18 protein-coding genes, 2 tRNA genes and 1 pseudogene are annotated in these 21483 nt (G+C 70.1%); 9 read left to right on the top strand and 12 right to left on the bottom strand.

Annotated elements, in window-relative coordinates:
* Positions 1-46 precede the first annotated feature (46 nt).
* Positions 47-1021 (top strand): hypothetical protein, encoded by a 975-nt coding sequence (locus C6376_RS15435; protein WP_107443946.1) that lies wholly within the window; start codon positions 47-49, stop codon positions 1019-1021.
* Positions 1022-1787: 766 nt separating this feature from the next.
* On the opposite strand, the gene clpX is transcribed toward C6376_RS15435, so the two are convergent.
* From clpX to C6376_RS15410, 5 genes are all read right to left on the bottom strand, one after another.
* Positions 1788-3077: an ATP-dependent Clp protease ATP-binding subunit ClpX gene (clpX, locus tag C6376_RS15430; protein WP_057574661.1), complete on the bottom strand. Its 1290-nt coding sequence runs from the start codon at positions 3075-3077 to the stop codon at positions 1788-1790.
* Between the two features lie 182 nt (positions 3078-3259).
* On the bottom strand, positions 3260-3940 hold the full coding sequence (locus C6376_RS15425; RefSeq protein ID WP_057574660.1) for an ATP-dependent Clp protease proteolytic subunit: 681 nt from the start codon (positions 3938-3940) through the stop codon (positions 3260-3262).
* Between the two features lie 230 nt (positions 3941-4170).
* On the bottom strand, positions 4171-4779 hold the full coding sequence (locus C6376_RS15420) for an ATP-dependent Clp protease proteolytic subunit (protein WP_062043785.1): 609 nt from the start codon (positions 4777-4779) through the stop codon (positions 4171-4173).
* A 319-nt stretch (positions 4780-5098) separates the two neighbouring features.
* Entirely contained in the window at positions 5099-6502 is a 1404-nt protein-coding gene (gene tig, locus C6376_RS15415) for a trigger factor (protein WP_107443944.1), read from the bottom strand.
* A 200-nt stretch (positions 6503-6702) separates the two neighbouring features.
* A tRNA-Pro gene (locus C6376_RS15410) sits at positions 6703-6779 on the bottom strand.
* 166 nt (positions 6780-6945) lie between these two features.
* Here C6376_RS15410 and C6376_RS15405 point away from each other — a divergent pair.
* A tRNA-Gly gene (locus C6376_RS15405) sits at positions 6946-7016 on the top strand.
* A 98-nt stretch (positions 7017-7114) separates the two neighbouring features.
* Here C6376_RS15405 and C6376_RS15400 read toward each other — a convergent pair.
* A complete protein-coding gene (locus C6376_RS15400; protein WP_107443943.1) occupies positions 7115-7309 on the bottom strand; it encodes a hypothetical protein in 195 nt (64 codons plus the stop codon).
* A 410-nt stretch (positions 7310-7719) separates the two neighbouring features.
* On the opposite strand from C6376_RS15400, the gene C6376_RS15395 reads away from it, so the two are divergent.
* Entirely contained in the window at positions 7720-8952 is a 1233-nt protein-coding gene (locus C6376_RS15395) for an acyltransferase family protein (RefSeq protein ID WP_107443942.1), read from the top strand.
* 63 nt (positions 8953-9015) lie between these two features.
* Here C6376_RS15395 and C6376_RS15390 read toward each other — a convergent pair whose 3' ends face one another.
* Positions 9016-9492 (bottom strand): HD domain-containing protein, encoded by a 477-nt coding sequence (locus C6376_RS15390; RefSeq protein ID WP_107443941.1) that lies wholly within the window; start codon positions 9490-9492, stop codon positions 9016-9018.
* A 49-nt stretch (positions 9493-9541) separates the two neighbouring features.
* Positions 9542-10726, bottom strand: a complete 1185-nt coding sequence (locus tag C6376_RS15385; RefSeq protein WP_107443940.1) for a PP2C family protein-serine/threonine phosphatase — start codon at positions 10724-10726, stop codon at positions 9542-9544.
* A 162-nt stretch (positions 10727-10888) separates the two neighbouring features.
* Between C6376_RS15385 and C6376_RS15380 the strand changes: the two genes are divergently transcribed.
* The gene (locus C6376_RS15380) at positions 10889-12154 is read left to right on the top strand and encodes a GNAT family N-acetyltransferase (RefSeq protein WP_254075949.1); all 1266 of its coding nucleotides are present in this window, start codon (positions 10889-10891) and stop codon (positions 12152-12154) included.
* A gap of 165 nt (positions 12155-12319) precedes the next feature.
* Here C6376_RS15380 and C6376_RS15375 read toward each other — a convergent pair whose 3' ends face one another.
* Together C6376_RS15375 and C6376_RS15370 are read right to left on the bottom strand one after the other, a co-directional pair.
* The gene (locus C6376_RS15375) at positions 12320-13126 is read right to left on the bottom strand and encodes an Fpg/Nei family DNA glycosylase (RefSeq protein ID WP_107443939.1); all 807 of its coding nucleotides are present in this window, start codon (positions 13124-13126) and stop codon (positions 12320-12322) included.
* A 98-nt stretch (positions 13127-13224) separates the two neighbouring features.
* Complete coding sequence (locus C6376_RS15370) at positions 13225-13710, bottom strand: ribose-5-phosphate isomerase (RefSeq protein ID WP_107443938.1); 486 nt, start codon at positions 13708-13710, stop codon at positions 13225-13227.
* A gap of 217 nt (positions 13711-13927) precedes the next feature.
* Between C6376_RS15370 and C6376_RS15365 the strand changes: the two genes are divergently transcribed.
* Entirely contained in the window at positions 13928-15436 is a 1509-nt protein-coding gene (locus C6376_RS15365; RefSeq protein WP_254075948.1) for an amino acid permease, read from the top strand.
* Between the two features lie 166 nt (positions 15437-15602).
* Here C6376_RS15365 and C6376_RS15360 read toward each other — a convergent pair whose 3' ends face one another.
* Complete coding sequence (locus C6376_RS15360; protein ID WP_254075947.1) at positions 15603-16829, bottom strand: hypothetical protein; 1227 nt, start codon at positions 16827-16829, stop codon at positions 15603-15605.
* A 76-nt stretch (positions 16830-16905) separates the two neighbouring features.
* On the opposite strand from C6376_RS15360, the pseudogene C6376_RS15355 reads away from it, so the two are divergent.
* A pseudogene (locus C6376_RS15355) lies at positions 16906-17298 on the top strand (hypothetical protein); the annotation flags it as partial.
* Between the two features lie 131 nt (positions 17299-17429).
* Here the strand turns inward: C6376_RS15355 and C6376_RS15350 are convergent.
* The gene (locus tag C6376_RS15350) at positions 17430-18005 is read right to left on the bottom strand and encodes a biotin transporter BioY (protein WP_107443936.1); all 576 of its coding nucleotides are present in this window, start codon (positions 18003-18005) and stop codon (positions 17430-17432) included.
* A gap of 757 nt (positions 18006-18762) precedes the next feature.
* Between C6376_RS15350 and C6376_RS15345 the strand changes: the two genes are divergently transcribed.
* From C6376_RS15345 to C6376_RS15335, 3 genes are read left to right on the top strand one after another with little or no spacing between them, the layout of a single operon-like run.
* Positions 18763-19818: an ABC transporter substrate-binding protein gene (locus C6376_RS15345; protein ID WP_107443935.1), complete on the top strand. Its 1056-nt coding sequence runs from the start codon at positions 18763-18765 to the stop codon at positions 19816-19818.
* 5 nt (positions 19819-19823) lie between these two features.
* Positions 19824-20666, top strand: coding sequence for an ABC transporter permease (locus C6376_RS15340; protein ID WP_107443934.1), 843 nt, complete (start codon positions 19824-19826; stop codon positions 20664-20666).
* Complete coding sequence (locus C6376_RS15335; protein ID WP_107443933.1) at positions 20642-21379, top strand: ABC transporter ATP-binding protein; 738 nt, start codon at positions 20642-20644, stop codon at positions 21377-21379. The genes C6376_RS15340 and C6376_RS15335 overlap by 25 nt, the downstream gene beginning before the upstream one ends.
* Positions 21380-21483 lie beyond the last annotated feature (104 nt).

Raw genomic sequence — 21483 nt, 5'->3', positions numbered from 1 at the left:
AGCCAGGATGTGAAAATCACATAAGTATCTGGAGGGGAACCCAGGAATGAGTCACAACCAGCCGGGCCCGTACGGCGGGCAGCCCCAGCAGCCCGGACCCTACGGACAGCCCGGTCCGTACGGCCAGCCGCCGCAGGCGCCCCAGCCCGGCTACGGCTACCCCCAGCAGCCCCCCGCTCCGCAGCCCGGTTACGGCTACCCGGCGCAGCCCCCGCAGGGCGTCCCGCCGCAGACCCCGCCCTACGGCCAGCAGCCGGCGTACGGCCAGCCCCCGACCCCGCCCTACGGCCAGCAGCCTCCTTACGGCCAGCCGCCCTACGGCGTCCCGCAGCCCCCGCCCCCGAGCGGCGGCGGCAAGAAGACGGGCCTGATCATCGGCGCGGTGGCGGTCGTGGCGGCGATCGGCGTGGGCGCGTACTTCGTGATCGGCGGAGGCGGCGCCGGCGGCCTGAAGGACGACGGCCCGCACAAGCTCACCGCGCCGGCCTCTCTTGTGTCGAGCAAGTACAAGCGGATGGGCGACGCGAAGGAGGAGAAGGCGAGCGCGAGCGACGAGAAGGACCTCGCCAAGGCGGGGGTGAGCGGCGCCACCTCAGTAGGCGCGATCTACTCCACCATCGACCTGACCTCCATCGACCCCACGGACCCGAGTGAACTCGCCAAGACGGTATCCGCCGAGAACGTCACCTTCTTCGGTGTCTACGGCACGGTGAAGGATCCAGAGCAGGCTCTCGACGCCACCATCGCCCAGATGAAGTCCGGGTCTGACGACGACGTCAAGTTGATCGGCAACGCCGAGGCAGTGAGCCCCGAGGGCCTGAACGGTGCCGTCATGAAGTGCCAGTTGGCCGAGAGCACGAACAAGCTGACCAAGAAGACTCAGAAGACCTACATGTGCATATGGGCCGATTACAGCACCATGGGCGTCGTCGAGCCCACAGCCGGCGCCAAGACCTACACGCTGGACGAGTCATCGCGCATCGCAGCCGACGTGCGCAAGGAAGTCCGTGTCAAGGCTTGACGCACCTTGAGACCCGGGCTTCGACACATCGCCCGAGGACCCTGCACGTAGTCGCCGACCGCTCCGCCGAACCGGCCCTCACGCGCCATGACACGCCACCGGAGTCGCAAGGAGATCGTTGACGGCTTCGAAAGTCGTAGCATGGTCACGTCAATCGACTGAAGGGGGAAACGGTGCGCAGGCGCTATTCCGTGCTCATCGCAGCATCCGTTGCATCACTTGCGATTCCTCTCGCGGCAAGCCCCGCGGCTGCCTACGAGGCAGCAAGCAGCTGCTACGTCACGGCGGGGAGTATCGGGACCAATCCAATCGCTGGGCGGGCTGTCGGCTCATGGAACTGGTCATCCAGCAACTCATTGACGGGTGTTCATCTCGAGGCGTCGGATCTAAGAGCCGACGGCTACACGCCCGCAGTGCGCCTGGTCACCAAGCAGCGCGACGGCGACACTCATTACTGGACCCTCCACAAGGCCACAGGAGGCTCGGGGACCACATTGTCCTGGGACACCTCGGCCACGGATTCCCAGGGCATCGTGTCTGCCTGGATCCAAGGAGAGCTTCTTAACGGCTCATCCCTGGCCGGTCTCTGCTACGGCGCCACGAAAACAAACCCCGACTGAGATTGGGGCAGCCGACGGGCCTCTCTGAGGGCCTGTGCACCAACGGGTAGGGGTGCCGACGAGAATTCGTCGGCACCCCTACGCGCTATGTTTCGAGCAGCCTACGCGCCCTCGGCCCGGTGGTCGAAGGCTGGTCGACGCCTTTACTAAGCCGTCTTCTGCTCGCCCGGGCCGCGGCCGCCGCGGGCGTCGCGCGGGATCAGGGTCGGGTTGACGTTGGAGAGGACGACGTCCGCCGTGATGACCACGCGGGCCACGTCCTTGCGGGACGGGACCTCGTACATGACCGCCTGGAGGACTTCCTCCATGATGGCGCGCAGACCGCGGGCGCCGGTCTGCCGCAGGATGGCCTGGTCGGCGATGGCCTCCAGCGCCTCGCGCTCGAAGTCCAGCTCCACGCCGTCGAGTTCGAAAAGCCGCTGGTACTGCTTCACCAGGGCGTTGCGCGGCTCGATCAGGATCTGCAGGAGCGCCTCACGGTCCAGGTTGTGGACCGAGGTGATCACGGGCAGCCGCCCGATGAACTCCGGGATCATGCCGAACTTGACCAGGTCCTCGGGCATGACGGCCTCGAACTGGTCCTTGGACTCCAGCTCGCGCTTGGAGCGGATCGTCGCCCCGAAGCCGATGCCCTTGGCGCCGGCCCGGGTCTCGATGATCTTCTCCAGGCCGGAGAACGCGCCGCCCACGATGAACAGCACGTTCGTGGTGTCGATCTGGATGAACTCCTGGTGCGGGTGCTTGCGGCCGCCCTGCGGCGGTACCGAGGCGGTGGTGCCCTCCAGGATCTTCAGCAGGGCCTGCTGCACGCCCTCGCCCGACACGTCGCGCGTGATGGAGGGGTTTTCACTCTTGCGCGCGACCTTGTCGATCTCATCGATGTAGATGATCCCGGTCTCGGCCTTCTTGACGTCGTAGTCGGCCGCCTGGATCAGCTTGAGCAGGATGTTCTCGACGTCCTCGCCGACGTATCCCGCCTCGGTCAGCGCCGTCGCGTCGGCGATTGCGAACGGGACGTTCAGCATGCGGGCGAGGGTCTGCGCGAGGAGCGTCTTGCCCGAGCCGGTGGGGCCGAGCAGGAGGATGTTGGACTTCGCCAACTCGATGGCGTCCTCACGACCTTGGCCGCCGCCGTTCTCGCCGGCCTGGACGCGCTTGTAGTGGTTGTACACCGCGACCGACAGGGCCTTCTTCGCGGGCTCCTGGCCCACCACGTAGCCCTCGAGGAACTCGTAGATCTCGCGAGGCTTGGGGAGTTCCTCCCAACGGACCTCGCTCGTCTCGGCGAGCTCCTCCTCGATGATCTCGTTGCAGAGATCGATGCACTCGTCGCAGATGTACACACCGGGCCCTGCGATGAGCTTCTTGACCTGCTTCTGGCTCTTGCCGCAGAACGAGCACTTGAGCAGATCGCCGCCGTCACCGATGCGTGCCACGGTGTGCTTCCCCTTCGCCTGGGAGACGACTGGACGCTTACGAATCCAGCGGCTCCTGGTGCTGCCTTATTCCGACGGTACCTTGCCCGGCCCCCCGTTCGGGCCCCCCTTGGCACGGTTCACTGCGACGTGGACCGTGTCACACCGTACCGAGGGGGGTCCGCACCGGACGACCACGTGCGTCAACGCAGGTTGTCGTTGTTCATCTTCCGGGTGGAGATGATCTGGTCGATCAGGCCGTACGACAGCGCGTCCTCGGCCGTGAGGATCTTGTCGCGCTCGATGTCCTCGCGGATCTTCTCGATCGGCGTGGTCGAGTGCTTGGCCAGCATGTCCTCCAGCTGACCGCGCATCCGGAGGATCTCGTTGGCGGCGATCTCCAGGTCGGAGACCTGACCGCGGCCGGTCTCGCTGTACGGCTGGTGGATCAGCACGCGCGCGTTCGGCAGCGCCATGCGCTTGCCCGGCGTGCCGGCGGCCAGCAGGATCGCGGCGGCGGAGGCCGCCTGGCCCATGCAGACCGTCTGGATGTCGGGCTTCACGAACTGCATGGTGTCGTAGATCGCGGTCAGCGCCGTGAAGGAGCCGCCGGGGCTGTTGATGTAGACGGAGATGTCCCGGTCCGGGTCCATCGACTCCAGGCACAGCAGCTGCGCCATGACGTCGTTGGCGGAGGCGTCGTCGATCTGCACGCCGAGGAAGATCACGCGCTCCTCGAAGAGCTTCGCGTAGGGGTCGTACTCGCGGATGCCCTGGGAGGTGCGCTCGACGAAGCGCGGGATGACGTAACGGGACTCGGCGCGGGGTCCGGTGTATTCGGCCTCGGTGCGGGCGTAGATGCCGCTGCCGGGGAAGTCGTTCACGGTGTCTCCTGGAGAGAGGGCTGGGGCGGTGGACTGAAGGGGAGAGGGGCGCCGACGGCTTCCGAGGGCCCTCCGGCCCCCGCTGGGAGGCTCCGGGTGACCCGGGGGCCCGGAAGGGCTTCCCGGGCCTCCGGGAGGCCTCAGCGGGCTCCTGGAGCCTCGGAGGGGTCAGGGGCTCAGGGGGCTCCGGGGAGCACCCTGGGCGGCCCTGCCGCCGTCAGTGGCGACTCTCAGGCCCCGGTACCGCCGCCGCCCGGGATGCCGGCGGCCGTGGCGATGACGTCGTCGATCAGGCCGTAGGCCTTGGCCTCCTCGGGGTCGAACCAGCGGTCGCGGTCCGAGTCCCGGGTGACCTGCTCGACGGTCTGGCCGGTGTGCTGCGCCGTGAGCTCGGCCATGCGCTTCTTGGTGTGCAGCAGCCGTTCGGCGTGGATCTTGATGTCCGACGCCGAACCGGCGAGGCCGGCGGAGGGCTGGTGGATCAGGATCTCCGCGTTCGGCAGCGCGAAGCGCTTGCCGGGGGTGCCCGCGCTGAGCAGGAACTGGCCCATGGAGGCGGCGAGGCCCATGGCGATGGTCATCACGTCGTTCTTGATGAACTGCATCGTGTCGTAGATCGCCATGCCGGCCGTGATCGAGCCGCCCGGGCTGTTGATGTAGAGGTTGATGTCCTTGTCGGGGTCAGCTGCGGCAAGGAGCAGCAACTGCGCGGTGATCTTGTTCGCGATGTCGTCGTCGACCGGCTGGCCGAGGAAGATGATCCGCTCGTTGAGCAGCCGGTTGTAGACCTGGTCGCCGAGGCCACCGCCGATGGAAGGCTCGCCGGCGGCGGAGGGCATCAGATTCGTCACGTCGTATCCACCTGCTCGTCTTGCGACGGCGCCGGGCCGTCTCACGTGTACTGCCGGGGGCAACGGGGACTCCCCTGCCCTCGTACTCATGGACCCTAACGCGCGGGTCCCTTCGGGGAATCCCGGAGAGCTGGGTGTTCGCCGGGGGCGTAGCCCGGGGCCGGGGCGACGGGGCGGGTACCGGTCGTGTTCCGGCCGCGGGCGGGCGTCGGCGGCTCACGCGCTTCCCGCGTCCCCGGGGAGGACGACGGGCCCCGGGACAGAAGTCCCGGGGCCCGTCACACCTGCTTCAGGAACTGCTCGAGGCTCAGGCCTCGGGCTTCTCCTCAGGCTGCTCCTCGGTCTCGACAGCGGCCTCGGCGGCCTCTGCGGTCTCCGGGGTGTCCTCGGCCTCGTCCTCGTCGTCCAGGTCGATGATCTCGCCGTTGGTGTCCTTCACCGTGGCGGACTCGACGACCGTGGCGAGCGCCTTGCCGCGGGCGACCTCGCCGACCAGGAGCGGAACCTGGCCGCCCTCGACGACCGCCTGGGCGAACTGGTCGGGGGACATGCCGGAGGAGGCGGCACGGCGCATGAGGTGCTCGGTGAGCTCCTCCTGGTTGACGTTCAGCTTCTCGCGCTTGACGAGCTCGTCGAGCACGAACTGGGTCTTGATGCCCTTGACCGCGGCCTCACGGGTCTCGGTCTCGAACTCCTCGGCGGTCTTGCCCTGGATCTCCAGGTACTTGTCGAGGTCGAGGCCCATCTGGCCGAGCTGGTGGTGCTCGAGGTTGTGCTTGCGGGTGTTGACCTCGTCCTCGAGCAGCTTCTCGGGGACGGGCACCTCGACGAGCTCCAGCAGCTTCTCGAGGACGCGCTCCTGGGCCTGCGTGGCCTGGTCGTACTGCTTCATGTTCTCGAGGCGCTTGCGGCTGTCCGCCTTGAGCTCGTCGAGGGTGTCGAACTCGGAGGCGAGCTGCGCGAACTCGTCGTCCAGCTCGGGGAGCTCGCGGGCGGCGACCTGGGTGACCTTGACGGTGACCTCGGCCTCCTTGCCGGCCGCGGAACCACCCTTCAGCTCGGAGGTGAAGGTGGTCTCGCCACCGGCCTCCAGGCCCTTGACGGCCTCGTCGATGCCTTCCAGCAGCTCGCCCGAGCCGATGGTGTAGGAGACGCCGCTGGCGACGCCGTCCTCGAGGACCTCGCCGTCGACCTTGGCCTCCAGGTCGACGGTCACGACGTCGCCGTCCTCGGCGGCACGCTCGACCGGGGAGGTCGAGGCGAAGCGCTCACGAAGCTGCTCGACCGACTTGTCGATGTCCTCGTCCGTCACCTCGACGGCGTCGACCTCGACCTCGATGGAGGAGAAGTCCTCGGGGAGCTCGAGGGCGGGACGGACGTCGACCTCGGCGGTGAAGTTCAGCGTCTCGCCGTCCTTCAGCTCCGTGATGTCGACCTCGGGCTGGCCGAGGACGTCGATCTCCGCCTCGTTGACCGCCTCGGTGTAGAACTTCGGAAGCGCGTCGTTGACGGCCTCCTCCAGCACGGCGCCACGGCCGAAGCGCTGGTCGATGACCCGGGCGGGAATCTTGCCCTTGCGGAAGCCCTTCACCGTGACCTGCTGGTTGATCTTCTTGTACGCCGCGTCGAGGCTGTCCTTGAGCTCCTCGAAGGGCACCTCGATGCTGAGCCGAACCCGAGTCGGGTTCAGGGTCTCCACGGCGCTCTTCACGGTTCGGTCTCCTTGGGGGCTGACATCTTGGTTTCCGCCGGAGCCAGACCGGCTCCCGCAAATTCGCCGCCCGGAGGACTTCAGGAAGAGGCACACGGGCGTGCAGCTTGCATAGTAACGGCAGCAGGGACACGCCCCAAAGGCGATCAAGCGAGGTGACCGCGGAGACGGCCGGCGACGCCGGGTGGGAACCGCGGCACTGGTCGGGGTGGCGGGATTTGAACCCACGGCCTTCCGCTCCCAAAGCGGACGCGCTACCAAGCTGCGCCACACCCCGTCTGGTGCGACACGTAGGGTACATGCCCGCAGGCCGTCCCACCGCCGCATTTGCCGAGCGCCGGGGTGACCCGCGAGGGGGCGCGGAAAGGCGGTGTGCGACAGGGGGCGCCGACCCGCTAGGATGCCTGCAGTGCCGCGGTCGGCTGACCTGCGGCGCGTCGTGTGCGGGCGTAGCTCAATGGTAGAGCACTAGTCTTCCAAACTAGCTACGCGGGTTCGATTCCCGTCGCCCGCTCTGTATGGCGAAGGCCCGGGTGAGAGGGCGGTTTCCTCTCCCCGGGCCTTCGGCGTGCCTGGGGGCTCTTCCCGCCCCTCGCGCCCCGGTCGCCCCACTCAGAAGCTGATCGAGTTGATCGTGTCGGCGAGGGAGTCGAGGAAGCGGTTGATCGACGGGGCCATGCCGGTCGAGGCGAGGAAGAAGCCGAACAGGACGGCGACGATCGCCGGGCCCGCCTTGATCGACCCGCCCCGGATCAGTACCACCAGGATGATCGCCAACAGCAGCACCACTGACAGTGAGATGGCCACAACTGATCACACACCCTCGGTCGGTCCGCACTCCCGAGACCATCGTGCCACCAACCCGGCCCACCTATGCGGCCCGTGACGCATCATCGCGCGGCCCGGCCGGCCGACACACGCCTCGGGTTATTCGGATCACATCTCGATTCGCGTGTCGGCAGCGGGAATTGGGGAACTCCGTTTCCGTGTCCACACAATGCCTGCGCAGTTATTTCGAATTACGGCCGCGGGTGCGGCGCCCCGCGCCAACTACAGGCTCACAACCGGCGTTATGCACCCTTTAGTCGGAATGAAGTGTGACATAACGGACGGTTCCACACCCCGGCCGTCCCACCGTCCACCTCGCCGAAGAGTAATAACGAGGAATGACCAGGGGCGTTTTACGAATAGCCGCGCACGACGCTAGGGTGCCTCAAATGTTCCACGCCGCCTCGTCTCTCGTTCCGAGCACGCGCTCGTCCCCGAACCAGGACGACCAGGACGACCAGCACGGTCACAACGGTCGGCGCGGCCGGGCCCGGGACAGATCCGCCGAGCGCTCGACCCCACGCCCGTCCGCGCAGCGTGACGCGTTCTTCGACAACGCCAAGTACCTGGCGATCGTGCTGGTGGCCCTGGGACACTCCTGGGAGCCCCTCAAGGGCGACAGCCGGGTGCTGCAGGCGGCCTACATGTTCGTGTACACGTTCCACATGCCGGCGTTCATCGTCGTCTCCGGCTTCTTCTCCCGGAGTTTCGACGGCAGCCCCACCCGGCTCAAGCGCCTGATCACGGGCGTCGCCGTGCCGTACGTCGTCTTCGAGACCGCCTATCCTGTCTTCCGGCGCTACGTCGACCACAACCCCGCCCAGGAGATCAGCCTTCTCGACCCCTGGTACCTCACCTGGTTCCTGTGCGCGCTGTTCGTCTGGCGGCTCACCACGCCCGTCTGGAAGCTCGTCCGGCATCCGCTGCCGGTGGCGCTGGGCCTCGCCATGCTGGCGACCGTCACCCCCGCCATCGGCGACGACCTGGACCTCCAGCGGGTCCTGCAGTTCCTGCCGTTCTTCGTGCTGGGCCTGTGCCTCAGGCCCGAGCACTTCCGGCTGGTGCGCCGGCGCCCGGTACGGATCGCGGCCGTGCCGGTGTTCGCGCTGGCGCTCGCCTTCGCCTACTGGGCGGTGCCGCGGATGAACGTCTCCTGGCTCTACCATCGCGACTCCGCGCAGGAGCTGGGCGCCCCCTGGTGGGCCGGGCCCGTGATGCAGTTCGCCCTGTTCGGCTGCTCCCTGCTGCTGACGGCCTGCTTCTTCTCCTGGGTGCCGGGCCGCACGATGTGGTTCACGGTCCTCGGCGCGGGCACGCTGTACGGCTATCTGCTGCACGGCTTCCTCATCAAGACCGCCGACTACCGCGGCTGGTTCGAGCACCCCGCGCTGCACCGGCCGCTCGGGGAGATCGCCGTCAGCGTCGCCGTGGCCGTGGCCGTCACCCTGTTGTGCACCCCGCCGGTACGACGCGTCTTCCGGTTCGTGATGGAGCCGAGGATGGAGTGGGCCTTCAAGCAGGACGCCGCCCGGCTCGCCCGCGAGCGTGAGAAGGGCGACCGGCGCGAGGAGAGCCGGAGGCGCGAGACGGACGAGTCGGTCGCGGGCGGGGTCGGGGGCTGAACACCCGTATGTCCGGGGGTTCATGCCCATGGGACTCCTGCCCGAGGGCTCACACCCGGCGGCTCATCCCGGGGGTCCGTTCCGGGGGGACCGTTCAAATGGCGTGGCGAGGCCGAGGAGTGCGCGCATGCGCACGTACTTCTCCGTCAGTCGTGCGCGGGTGGGCGCGTCCAGGACCGCCAGCCGGGCGGGGTCCGCGTTGTGGGCCAGGTCCGCCTCCTTCACCAGCAGGGCGCCCGGCGTGGCCAGGACGCGGGTCGCGTACGCCTCGGGCGTCTCCCCCACCCGCTTGGTCACGGCGAGGACGACGGCCTTCGTGCGGTCGCTCAGCGCGGCGGCCGCCAGCCAGGCCTCGGTGAGGGCGTCGTCCTCGACGGCGTCGTGCAGCCAGGCGGCAGCGATCTGCTCGTCGTCTCCGCCACGCTCGCGCACCCCCTCCGCGACCGCCCGGAGGTGTTCGGCGTAGGGGCGGCCCGCCTTGTCGGTCTGCCCCTCGTGGGCGGCCCGGGCGAGGGCCTCGACCTCGGACAGGGTCAGCAAGACGGTCCCCTCTCGTCGGGCGGGCTCACGGTTGCGGCGAGCTCGCGGTTCAGGACAGCGCCGCCGACTGGGTCGTCGGGCCCTCGTGGCAGATCAGCAGCAGAGCACGGTCGTCGTTGACGTCCTTCGCGACGGCCTCGATCAGGTGCCAGGCGGCGCCCTGGAAACCGCCGGCGACATAGCGGTCGGCCGCGCCGGTGAGGCGGTCGATGCCCTCGACGATGTCCCGGTCGGAGGTCTCCACCAGGCCGTCGGTGAAGAGCATCAGGACGTCGCCGGGGCGCAGCGATCCCTTCACCGGGTCGAACTGGGCGCCGTCGTACACCCCGAGGAGGGGCCCCTCGGCGGCCTTCTCCTCCCAGCAGCCGCTGCCCGCGCTGAGCTGGAGGCCCGGCGGGTGCCCGGCCGAGTAGAGCTCGTAGTCGCCCGAGTCGAGGTCGAGGACGAGGTGGATGGAGGTCGCGAAGCCCTCCTCCCAGTCCTGGCGCAGCAGATAGCCGTTGGCGGCCGGGAGGAAGGCGTGCGGGGGCAGCGAGCCGAGCAGGCCGCCGAAGGCGCCCGACAGCAGCAGCGCGCGCGAACCGGCGTCCATGCCCTTGCCGGAGACGTCGGTGAGGACGACCTCGAGAGTGCGGCCGCCGTTGGTGCGGGCCGCGACGACGAAGTCCCCGGAGAACGACTGGCCGCCCGCGGGCCGCAGCGCCATCTCGTGGTGCCAGCCCGGCGGCAGACTCGGCAACTTGCTCTGCACGCGGATGCGTTCGCGCAGGTCGAACAGCATCGTGCCGCCGCGCCGCCAGGGGACGCCGACACGGCTGCGGAACTGGGCGATGAGCAGCCCGAAGAAACCGCATGCGGCGACCACGAGCACCACGCCGGGCGTGACCCGGGAGGGGCCCTCCGTGTACGGGCCCAGCCGCACCGACTCCACGATGAGGGCCGTCGCGGCCGCCGCGTACAGCCCGAGCAGACTCGACGGGCGCAGCAGCAGGCCGCCGGTGACGATCGGCAGGACGAGGGCGGCCGGGGAGCACCACACCGAGTTGGCGAGCGTGGTGGCGGCGATCAGCGGGACGGTGAGCAGCAGGAAGGCGAGCGCGATCCAGTCCGAGCCGTCACCACGGAAGTAGTCGACGGCGCTTCGGCGCACGCCGGTGCGGACCCGGTGCATCAAGTGCTTCAACCGGGCCGTCAACGTCTCGGCTTCCGCGCGCCGCTGTCGTCCTGCTGCCATTAGTTCGGGACCCTATCCATCCGACCCGCCGCTTGGCACGGGAGGTCCCACTTGTCCCCCGTCCGAGGTTCAACTTCACAGTGAACGTCACGGAAAGCGCTCGCGCCGCAAGAGGGCGAAATTGCCTGGCCCGGCCGCCGTCGGCCTGCTACGCATGAGTGCATGACGAGTGAGGCGGGTCACGGCGCAGCGGCGCGGGCGGCGACCGACATGCGGGTGCTGCGGCAGGACGAATGGGACACCTGGTACGACGCTCTGGTGCGCGCCTTCGGCGGGGTCCCCGAGTCGCTCGAGGAGCGGGAGCTTTACCGGTCGCTCACCCCGTACGACCGCTGCCTCGGCGTCTGGGACGGCGACATCTGCGTGGCGACGGCGGGAGCGTACGACTTCCGGCTGACCGTGCCCGGCGGGGCGTCGACGCCGGCTGCGGGCGTGACAATGGTCGGGGTGAGCGCGACGCACCGGCGGCGCGGGATTCTGACGTCGATGATGCGGCGGCTGCTGGACGACACGCGCGCGGAGGGGCGCCCGCTCGCCGTTCTCACCGCCTCCGAGCCGGACATCTACGGACGGTTCGGGTACGGCGCGGCGACCTTCGGACTGTACGCGGAGATCGACACCAGCCGGGTGCGGTTGGCCGTCCCGGACGGGACGGACGAGGTCCGGCTGCGGTACGCCGACCCCGGCGCGGAACTCGCCGTGTGCGAGGCGGTGTACGCGCGTACGGTGCCCGGCCGGGCCGGGATGCTCGCGCGGCGGCCCGGCTGGGAACGGCTGGGGCTGCTCGATCCCGAGAGCGAGCGGGGCGGGGCGTCGCCGCTGCAGTGCGTGCTCGCCGAGCGGGACGGCGAGGTCACCGGTTACGCCCGGTTCCGGGTGCGCCCCGAGTGGAGGCACAGCGGGCAGAACGGGCGGGTGCTGCTCCAGGATCTGACCGCGGTCGACGCGCCGTCGCAGGCCGCGTTGTGGCGGTTCCTGTTCGAGGTCGACCTCACCACCTCGCTCGAGGTGCGGGGACGGCCGGTGGACGAGGGGTGGCAGCATCTCGTGTCCGACATCCGGCGATGCGAACTGCGGGTGCGGGACGCGTTGTACGTGCGGCTCGTGGAGGTAGGCGCGGCGCTGGAGGCGCGGACGTACCAGACGCCGGTGGACGTGGTGCTCGATGTCGAGGACGCCTTCTGCCCCTGGAACTCCGGGCGTTGGCGGCTCTCCGGGGACGCCAAGGGCGCGGTGTGCTCGCGGACCTCCGACACTGCCGACCTCGCTCTGTCGGTACGGGAGTTGGGGGCGGCCTACCTCGGCGGGGTGAGCCTGGCGGCACTGGGTGCGGCCGGACGGGTGCGGGAGATCAGGCGGGGAGCACTGGCGGAGGCGGCGTCGGGGTTCGGGTCGGTCACGGCGCCGTGGCTGCCGCACGGCTTCTAGGGCCGCGGTGCCGCAACTGCGTATCGGCACCGCGTTACCCGTACTGCCTGCTGTCCGCTGTCCGCTGTCCGCTGTCCGCTGTCCGCTGTCCGCTGCGACGGTACCCGGGAGCCGGCGGGCGCGTGGTCCCGGCGGGTTCCGCGGTCCCGTCGTGGCCGCGGCCGGTCAGTTCTTCTGGCAGGTGGGGCACCAGAAGAGGTTGCGGGCGGCGAGGTCGGCGGTGCGGACGGCGTCACCGCACAGATGGCAGGCCTGGTGCGCGCGACGGTAGACGTACACCTCGCCGCCGTGGTCGTCGACCCGCGGCGGTCGGCCCATCGCCTCCGGGGTGTGCTCCGGGCGGACCGTGTCGATGCGGTTGTCACGGACGCCCTGGCGCATGAGGGCGGCCAGGTCGGACCAGATCGCGTCCCATTCGGCGGGGGTGACCGTCCGGCCCGCGCGGTAGGGGTCGACCCGGTGCCGGAAGAGGACCTCGGCGCGATAGACGTTGCCGACGCCGGCGATGACCTTCTGGTCCATGAGGAGTGCGGCGATCGTCGTACGGCTGCGGGAGATGCGGGCGTACGCGGCCTGCGGGTCGGCGTCGGCGCGCAGCGGGTCGGGGCCGAGGCGGGCGTGTACGGCCTGCTTCTCCGCGTCCCCGATGAGGGCGCAGGTCGTGGGGCCCCGCAGGTCGACGTAGGAGGCCGGGGCCGCGAGGCGTAGCCGGACGGTGTCCGTGGGCGGCGGCGCGGGGGCCGGACCGAAGGTGACCTTGCCGAAGAGCCCGAGGTGTATGTGGATCCACCGGTCGGCGGTGAAGCCGAGGAAGAGGTGCTTGCCATGGGCCTCGGTGCGGGTCAGCGCGGCGTCGGCGAGGAGGGCCGCCGCCGCGGCGAACTTGCCCTGGGGACTGCTCACTTGCAGAGGCCGCCCGGTGAAGCGGGCGTAGTCCTGCGCCAGTCGGTGGATCGTGTGGCCTTCCGGCACCGGTGTGTTCCTTCCCCGCCCCGGGCTGTCCGGGATCCGTCTCGCCCACCCGCCGGGTCCGGTCGGGTGGGCGGCGTCTTCCGCCTGCGGCCGGAGGGTTACTGCTGGGGGTGGTGGGGCGGGACGGGGGGCAGGTCGCCGGTCGTCTCGTAGTCCGCCAGCATGTCGATGCGGCGGATGTGGCGCTCGTCCTGGGAGAACGGGGTGGCCAGGAAGGTCTCGACGAACTTCGTCACCTCGTCCTCGGTGTGCATGCGGGCGCCGACCGCGACGACGTTGGCGTTGTTGTGCTGACGGCCGAGGGACGCGGTCTCCTCGCTCCAGGCCAGCGCCGCCCGGACGCCCTTCACCTTGTTCGCGGCGATCTGCTCGCCGTTGCCGGAGCCGCCGATCACGATGCCGAGGGAGTCGGGGTCCGCGGCCGTCCTCTCCGCCGCGCGGAGACAGAAGGGCGGGTAGTCGTCCTGGGCGTCGTAGATGTGGGGCCCGCAGTCGACCGGGTCGTGACCCGCCGCTTTGAGCCATTCGACGAGGTGGTTCTTGAGTTCGAAGCCGGCATGGTCCGAGCCGAGATACACGCGCATGGGACGAGTGTGACATGGGGGCCGCGGGGTAGCAGCCCCGGGTGCCGCGTCTGGAAACGCTCAACAATGCCGTGGAAGCTCAGGAAAACCTCAAGTAACAATCTGGAATCAAAGGTTCCTGAATTCATTCGCCTCGGATTCACTGGACCGGCTCGTACGCCCCCCACCGCACGATCCCCCTGATTCCCCTCACGCGGCGCAAAGGAAAGACATCCCCATGACTTCGCAGCCGACTCTCACCAAGGCCGAACCAGGCCCCGGAGGCACCGGAGAACCCGGTTCCGGACTTCAGGCAGGCCTCAAGAACCGCCATCTGTCGATGATCGCCATCGGCGGCGTCATCGGCGCCGGGCTGTTCGTCGGTTCCAGTTCCGGCATCGCCACCGCGGGGCCGGGCATCCTGCTCTCCTACGCGCTCGTCGGCACGCTCGTGGTGCTGGTGATGCGCATGCTGGGTGAGATGTCCGCGGCCAATCCGACCTCCGGTTCCTTCTCCGCGCACGCGGACCGCGCACTCGGACGCTGGGCCGGGTTCTCCATCGGCTGGCTGTACTGGTTCTTCTGGGTCGTGGTGCTGGCCGTGGAGGCGACCGCCGGGGCCAAGATCCTCGAAGGATGGATGCCCGCCGTTCCCCAGTGGGGGTGGGCGCTCATCGTGATGGTCGTGCTGACCGCGACCAACCTCGTCTCCGTCGGCTCCTACGGCGAGTTCGAGTTCTGGTTCGCCGGCATCAAGGTCGTCGCCATCGGCGCGTTCATCGTGGTGGGCGGCCTCGCCGTGTTCGGCGTGCTCCCCGGCGCCGACAGCGACAAGGCCGGGCTGGGCAACCTCACCGGCCACGGCGGCTTCCTGCCCAACGGACCCGGCGCGATCCTCACCGGCGTCCTGCTCGTCGTGTTCTCCTTCATGGGCAGTGAGATCGCGACCCTCGCCGCCGGCGAGTCCGAGAACCCGCAGCGGGCCGTGACCAAGTCCACCAACAGCATCATCTGGCGGATCGGCGTCTTCTACCTCGGCTCGATCTTCGTGGTCGTCACGCTGCTGCCCTGGGACGACCCGTCCATCAAGGAGCAGGGCTCCTACGTCGCCGCCCTCGACTCGCTCGGCATCGCGCACGCCGGTCAGATCATGAACTTCATCGTGCTGACGTCCGTCCTGTCCTGCCTCAACTCCGGTCTCTACACGGCTTCCCGCATGGCCTTCTCGCTCGGCGAGCGGGGCGACGCGCCGAAGGCCTTCGCCCGGACGACGCGCCGTGGCGTCCCCCTCGCGGCGATCGTCTCCTCCGTGGTCTTCGGGTTCGTCGCCGTCTTCTTCAACTACCGGTTCCCGGACTCCGTCTTTCTCTTCCTGGTGAACTCCAGCGGCGCCGTGGCGCTGTTCGTCTGGCTGGTGATCTGCTTCTCACAGCTGCGGATGCGGAAGATCATCCAGGCCGAGGCACCCGAGAAGCTGGTCGTGAAGATGTGGCTGTACCCGTATCTGACCTGGGCGACCGCCGCACTCATCGTCTTCGTGCTCGGCTACATGCTGACCGACACCGAGGGGGAGAGCAGCGGGCGGACGACGGTACTGCTGTCGCTGCTCGTCGCCGCGATCGTGGTCGCCATCGCCGTGGTGAAGGAGCGCGGCGCGAAGGCGCGGACCAACCACTCCCCCACCGGTCCCGCCGACCCCGCGGTCGGCTCCTCCGTCTCCGCCGGCTCCCCCGCCGACAAGAGCTAGCGCCGCGACCGGACGGCCGATGACGGGGGGCTCGTTTCGGCGGGCCCCCCGTCCGTCGTGTCCGGGCCGCGCTGGCCGACCGTCCCGACCGCTCCGCTCCCCCGCTCTGTCCCCTCATCCCCCCGCTCTGTCCCCTCCCCTCTGTCCCCTCCCCTTCGCTGGGCTCTCACATCACCGTGAAGCTGTCCTTCACGGCCTCGTACGTCTGCAGGGCCTCCGCCTCCCTCCCGGGCCGGTACCGGGTGTTGATCTGATAGGACTTCCCGCTCTCGTCGAAGCCCGGCAGCCGGGCGTGCCAGGGGTCGCCCCGGAGGGTGAAGGCGTACTCCCAGACCACCGCCGGCCGGCCGCGGAACGTCGTCTCCTCCAGCCGGATCTTGCGGTAGTCCCGGTCCTGGCGGGCGTTCTCCTCGGAGGTCCGCCAGGCGTCCATCACGTCGCCGCGGGCCAGGGAGGACTTCGCGACCAGTTCCTGGGCGCCGTCGGGGGACGTGTAATGCACCTCCGAGCCCGTCTTCACGTCCCGCCGCCAGCCCTTCGGCGTCGCCCAGGCGTAGCCGCCCGCCTCCGCGTGCGTGCCCGGCGGCAGGCTCGGCGGCCGGAACGTCCGCTGCACCGTGGGGGACGCGGAGCCCGAGCCGGGCGGCGGGTGGGCGGCGGAGCCACTGGCGGAGCCAGCGACGGATGCGGCGGCGGTGGACGGGCCGGACGCCCTGCCGCCGGCCCGGTCCGCACCGTTCCGTGCGCCGGGGATCGTCGCCGGCACGACCGCGACGACCGCACCGACGGCGGCGACGCCGAGGGCGGCGAACAGGCCGGTACGCCGACGGCCCGCCCCTCCGAGTGCCCGCCTGCTCGCGGTCCTGCCCGTGCGCTGCGACTGCGCCTGTCCCGGTGCGGGTTCGCGTGCCTGCCGCCGGGTCCGCCCCCGGGTCCGCCCCGCCGCTCGTTCCGCGCGAGGGGCGTCGGACGCCGGGGCGGTGCGCCCGTCCGGGATCGACCTGCGTTCCGTGACCGCCTGGAAGCGGGCGAGGGAGATCCCGGAACGCGGGGGCGGGGCTCCGGCCGCCGGCGCCGACGCTGGGCGGGGGAAGGCGATGGGGGTGAGGAGAGACTCCAGGGCGGGGAGGGTGGGACGGGCCGCGGGGTCCTTCTCCAGCAGCGCGGCGAGGACGTTTCGCAACGGGCCCGCGTCGGCGGGGAGTTCGGGCTCCTCGTAGAGCGCCGCGTGCAGGGTGGCCAGTGTGGTGTCGCGGGCGAAGGGGGAGTGGCCGGCCAGCGCGGCGCAGAGTGTCGCGCCCAGGGACCACACGTCGGAGGGCGGGCCCTGCGGGCGGCCGGAGATGCGCTCCGGCGCCATGTAGTTGGGGGAGCCGACCAGCATGCCGACCATGGCCAGCGCCTTCGTGTCCTGGATGGCGGCGATGCCGAAGTCCGTGAGGACGATCCGCCGACCGCCGGGCGCGGCGAAAGACCTGCCGGAAGGATCCAACAGCGGTTTCTCCTGCCCCATCGACCGTCTCGCGGCCGGCGCGTCGAGGTCCTTTGCGGTGGACGCGACCTTCGACCTGGGGAAGACCGGAAAGATCTGCCTTCCCGTCCAGACCGCCGACGGCGCGAAGACGTACTGGCAGCAGGGCCCGGTGCCGTTCGGCACGACGAACCCGTAGCCGAACGCGCCCGCCACCCCGCTGCTCCTCGGCACCGACAACACGCCCGTGAGCCCGGTCGGCGACGAACTGCCGAGGACCGGCGTCGGACGGGACCTGCTGCCGCTCGGCGCGGCCGGGGCGTCGCTGCTCACGGCGGGCGCGGCCGGCCTGTGGTGGTCCCGGCGTCCGACCGGGCCGAAGGCGACCTGAACCCCGAAGGGCCGCAGAACGCCCAAGGGCCGAAGAACGCGGAAGAGGTCCGCCGGGGCGCGTCGCTGGACGACCCGGGCGGACCTCTTCCGCACCGACCGGACCCGCCGGCCGGAATTCGTCGCAGGTGCCTACCGCTTGACGAGCTTCCACGCCGTCGGCAGCAGGCCCATCGCCAGGGCCGCCTTGACCGCGTCCCCGATCAGGAAGGGGGTGAGGCCCACCGCGATCGCCTGGGAGGCCGAGAGGTCGGCGGCGTAGGCCAGGTACGGGACGCCGACGGCGTAAATAACGGCCTCGCCCAGCAGCATCGCGCCTGCCGTGCGCGGCACGGAACGGTCGGCGCCGCGGCGGGCGAGCGCGCCCACGACGGCCGTCGCGAGGATCATGCCGAGGATGTAGCCGAAGGAGACGCCGATGCCGGAGGAGCCGTCGGCGAACCACGGCACGCCGGCCAGGCCGGCCAGCGCGTAGACGGCGAGCGAGGAGACTCCGCGACGGACGCCGAGGGTCGTGCCGACGAGCAGCGCGGCGAAGGTCTGGCCGGTCACCGGAACGGGGCTGCCGGGGACGGGGACCGCGATCTGGGCGGCGAGTCCGGTCAGCGCTGCACCGCCGAGTACGAGCGCGAGGTCCCGGACGCGGGAGGCCGGGAGCAGGTCGGCGAGGACCTGTCCGGGGCGTGCGGGGGTGGCGGCGGTGCTCATGGGGACTCCGCGGGGATCGGGGGCGGATCGGAACACGGCGACGCTATCCCAGCGCGGTCGAGCCGCTCACCGTCAACGCTCGACAAAGGGTGCGACCGCGGCGTGGTGGACTCCACACAAAAGATGCCCATTACACCGGGTGTGGCGTGACGCCGATCACTGAGGTGGGGATGTTTCGCTCACCTTTCCGCCTGCGACGGGATTGTGAACTCCCGCCAACGAAATCCTAGTGGTCTGGTGGGATTCAGGTTCTCTGCCCTACGCTTCCAGCCATGTTCGCCCTCGCCCAGTCCAGGAACCTCACGTCGCGTCGCTATGTCGACCTGCGACGCCAGGGCACGGCCACCTGTCGTCGGCCGGTCTGAGGCGCTGTCGCTCGGCGCCTCTCCCGAGGCGTGCGCGGACGTGGACCCGCCACGTCGTAAGCCACGTGGTTCACAACTCCGGACATCGACCCACTGCTCCAGTGGACGGGAAACACATTCCATGAGCTGTCGCACCCTCTGTCGCTGACGCGCCCTCTGTCGCTGTCGCGCCGCCTGTCGCTGACGCACTGTCTGCCGTCGGCGCGCCCGGCGCGCCTTCTCGCCGCGTTCTCCGTCCGCTTTGCCGCGTTCTCCACAGACGCGGGCGGGAGAACGCGGTCCGACGCCGCGTGATCCTGCGCGCGTGCGTTCCCCTGGCCCGGACCGTCTTTCCGTGACGGCTCCCGCGTTCCGTCTGCGTTCTCCGCCGCTTTCCCCTTGGGGGTCCCGCTGTGCCTGCCATCCATGACCGACGCGTCTTCCTCACCTCCCTGCTCGGCGCCGCCGCCGGTGTCGCCGGTCTCAGCGGTTGCGCCCGGAGCAGCGCCGCCGCGAGCGGGAAGGGCCCCTCCACCGCCCCGCTCACGGCAACGGTGCCCGCCGGCACGAGCCTGAGGATCTCCTCCTTCCAGAACGTCCAGCAGGTGCAGTTCAAGCTGGCGAAACTGCCCGCGTTGCCGTTCGAGGTGTCGGACTGGCTCAATATCGGGGCCGGGCCCGACGTCATCAACGCGTTCCGCGCGAAGTCCCTGGACCTCGCCAACAACGCGGGAATTCCGCCGATCCAGGCGCATTTCCAGGGTTTCGACGCGAAGATCGTCGCTGTCGACATCACGCGCAAGCCGAACTACCTCTTCGCCACCAAGCCCGGCAGCGACATCCGCACCGTGGCGGACTTCCACGGCAAGAAGCTGGCGTTCTCGCAGGGACAGGCCCAGGGCGTGGTCCTGCTGCGGGCGCTGAAGAAGGCCGGCCTGGCGTACGACGACGTGCAGCTCGTCCCGCTGACCAGCAACCAGTTCCTCACCGCGCTGCAGTCCGGCCAGGTCGACGTCGCCCCGCTCGGCAACACCCAGGTGCCCGCCTACCTCCAGCAGTACGCGTCCAAGGGCGCCCGGACCGTCACCACCGACGTCGTCGACCTGCTCAACCTGCTGTGGGCGCCGGCGTCCGTGCTGAACGACAGGGCGAAGGCGGCCGCGGTCGCCGCGTACATCCCGCAGTGGGCGCAGGGCCAGGTGTGGCAGTACGAGCACCCGGACGTGTGGAACGAGGAGTTCTACGTCAAGACGCAGAACCTGAACCTCGACCAGGCGCGGGCGATCACCGCGCTCGCCAACAAGCCGCTGTTCCCGCCCAGTTGGGCCGAAGCCGTCCGATGGGAGCAGGAGACCGCGGATCTGCTCGCGGAGGGCGGCTTCGTGAAGGAGTTCGACGTCTCCTCGCTCTTCGACCACCGCTTCGAGGGCATCGCCGCGAAGTCCGTAGCCGCCGAGTACCGGAAGTGACCGCCATGACCACCACCACCCTGAGCACGGCCCCCCTCGCGGCCGCCGAACCGGCGCCCCGACGACGGCGCCGCCGCAGCCTCTCCCCCGGCAAACGCCTGCCCGCCGCCCGCATGGCCGGACCGCTCGTCGTCCTCGCCCTGTGGGCCGCCGCCTCCGCCGCCGGGCGGCTCGACCCCGCGGCGATCCCCGCGCCCTGGACGGTGCTGGAGACCGGCGCCCGGCTGTGGAGCGACGGCACGCTCACCACCGACGTCCTCACCTCGCTGGAGCGCGCCGGATACGGCTTCGCGATCGGCCTGACCGCCGGCGTGGCGCTCGCCCTGGCATCCGGGCTGTCCCGGACCGGAGAGGCGCTGATCGACGGGACCGTGCAGCTCAACCGGGCGATCCCGACGCTCGGCCTGATCCCGCTGTTCATCCTCTGGCTGGGCATCGGCGAGACCTTCAAAATCGCGATCATCGCGATCGTCGTCTACATTCCGATCTACCTCAACACCCATGCCGCGTTGTCCGGCATCGACCACCGGTTCGTCGAACTCGCCGAGGTGCAGGGGCTGTCGAGGGTGCAATTCATCCGGGAGATCGTGATTCCCGGCGCGCTGCCCGGATTCTTCGTGGGCCTCCGGCTCGGCGTCACCGGCTCCTGGCTGGGTCTGGTCGTCCTGGAGCAGATCAACGCCACCAGCGGCCTCGGCTACATGATGTTCCAGGCGCAGAACTACGGCCAGTCGGACGTCATCCTGGTCGGCCTCCTCATCTACGGCGTCTTCGGTCTGATCTCCGACAGCGCGGTCCGTCTCGTCGAACGGAGGGTGCTGTCATGGCGCCGTACACTGAGCAGCTGACCCGTACCGCTGGCGTCCAACTGCGCGGTCTGACCCGGTCGTTCGACGGACGCACGGTCCTCGACGCCGTCGACCTGGACATCCCCGCCGGACAGTTCGTGGCCCTGCTCGGGCACAGCGGCTCCGGCAAGAGCACCCTGCTGCGGGCGGTCGCGGGCCTGGACCACGCGGTCGCCGGCGGCGGAGAGCTGACGGCTCCGGAGCGGGTCTCCGTCGTCTTCCAGGACTCGCGACTGCTGCCCTGGCGGCGGGTGCTGGAGAACGTCCTGCTGGGCCTCGACGGCCGGGAGGCCGGGCACAGGGGGCAAGAGGCGCTCGCCGAGGTCGGGCTTGAGGGACGCGAGCGGGCCTGGCCCAACGAGCTGTCCGGCGGTGAGGCGCAGCGCGCCGCACTGGCCCGCTCCCTGGTCCGCGAGCCCGAACTCCTGCTGGCCGACGAGCCGTTCGGGGCGCTGGACGCGCTCACCCGGATCAAGATGCACACCCTGCTGCGCGAACTGTGGGAGCGCCACCGGCCCTCCGTGCTGCTCGTCACGCACGACGTGGACGAGGCGATGGTGCTCGCCGACCGCGTGCTCGTCCTGGAGCACGGCCGGATCGGGCTCGACCTGACCGTCGAGCGGCCGCATCCGCGCTCGTACCGGGATCCGCTGCTCGGCGAGTACCGCGAGCGGCTGCTTGCGGCGCTGGGCGTGACGGCGGACATCGGCTGAAGCCGGTCGGTCGCCGGCCGGTCCGCCTGCTTTGGGCCGCCGCCCCCCGGACCCCCGATTCGGGCCCTGCCAGGCCTCGTCCCCGAGCCCCCCAGAGGGGGCGC

The sequence above is a fragment of the Streptomyces sp. P3 genome (assembly GCF_003032475.1).
GTDB lineage: Bacteria > Actinomycetota > Actinomycetes > Streptomycetales > Streptomycetaceae > Streptomyces.
Note: the sequence above shows the minus strand (reverse complement) of the source record. Positions and strands in the feature narration are given on the sequence as shown.

Coding starts and splice junctions, on each gene's coding strand:
- C6376_RS15365 (WP_254075948.1), top strand. CDS start 13,928: ATGACTTCGCAGCCGACTCTCACCAAGGCCGAACCAGGCCCCGGAGGC.
- C6376_RS15395 (WP_107443942.1), top strand. CDS start 7,720: ATGTTCCACGCCGCCTCGTCTCTCGTTCCGAGCACGCGCTCGTCCCCG.
- C6376_RS15380 (WP_254075949.1), top strand. CDS start 10,889: ATGACGAGTGAGGCGGGTCACGGCGCAGCGGCGCGGGCGGCGACCGAC.
- C6376_RS15360 (WP_254075947.1), bottom strand. CDS start 16,829: ATGGTCGGCATGCTGGTCGGCTCCCCCAACTACATGGCGCCGGAGCGC.
- C6376_RS15350 (WP_107443936.1), bottom strand. CDS start 18,005: ATGAGCACCGCCGCCACCCCCGCACGCCCCGGACAGGTCCTCGCCGAC.
- C6376_RS15335 (WP_107443933.1), top strand. CDS start 20,642: ATGGCGCCGTACACTGAGCAGCTGACCCGTACCGCTGGCGTCCAACTG.
- C6376_RS15420 (WP_062043785.1), bottom strand. CDS start 4,779: ATGCCCTCCGCCGCCGGCGAGCCTTCCATCGGCGGTGGCCTCGGCGAC.
- C6376_RS15340 (WP_107443934.1), top strand. CDS start 19,824: ATGACCACCACCACCCTGAGCACGGCCCCCCTCGCGGCCGCCGAACCG.
- C6376_RS15370 (WP_107443938.1), bottom strand. CDS start 13,710: ATGCGCGTGTATCTCGGCTCGGACCATGCCGGCTTCGAACTCAAGAAC.
- C6376_RS15435 (WP_107443946.1), top strand. CDS start 47: ATGAGTCACAACCAGCCGGGCCCGTACGGCGGGCAGCCCCAGCAGCCC.
- C6376_RS15385 (WP_107443940.1), bottom strand. CDS start 10,726: ATGGCAGCAGGACGACAGCGGCGCGCGGAAGCCGAGACGTTGACGGCC.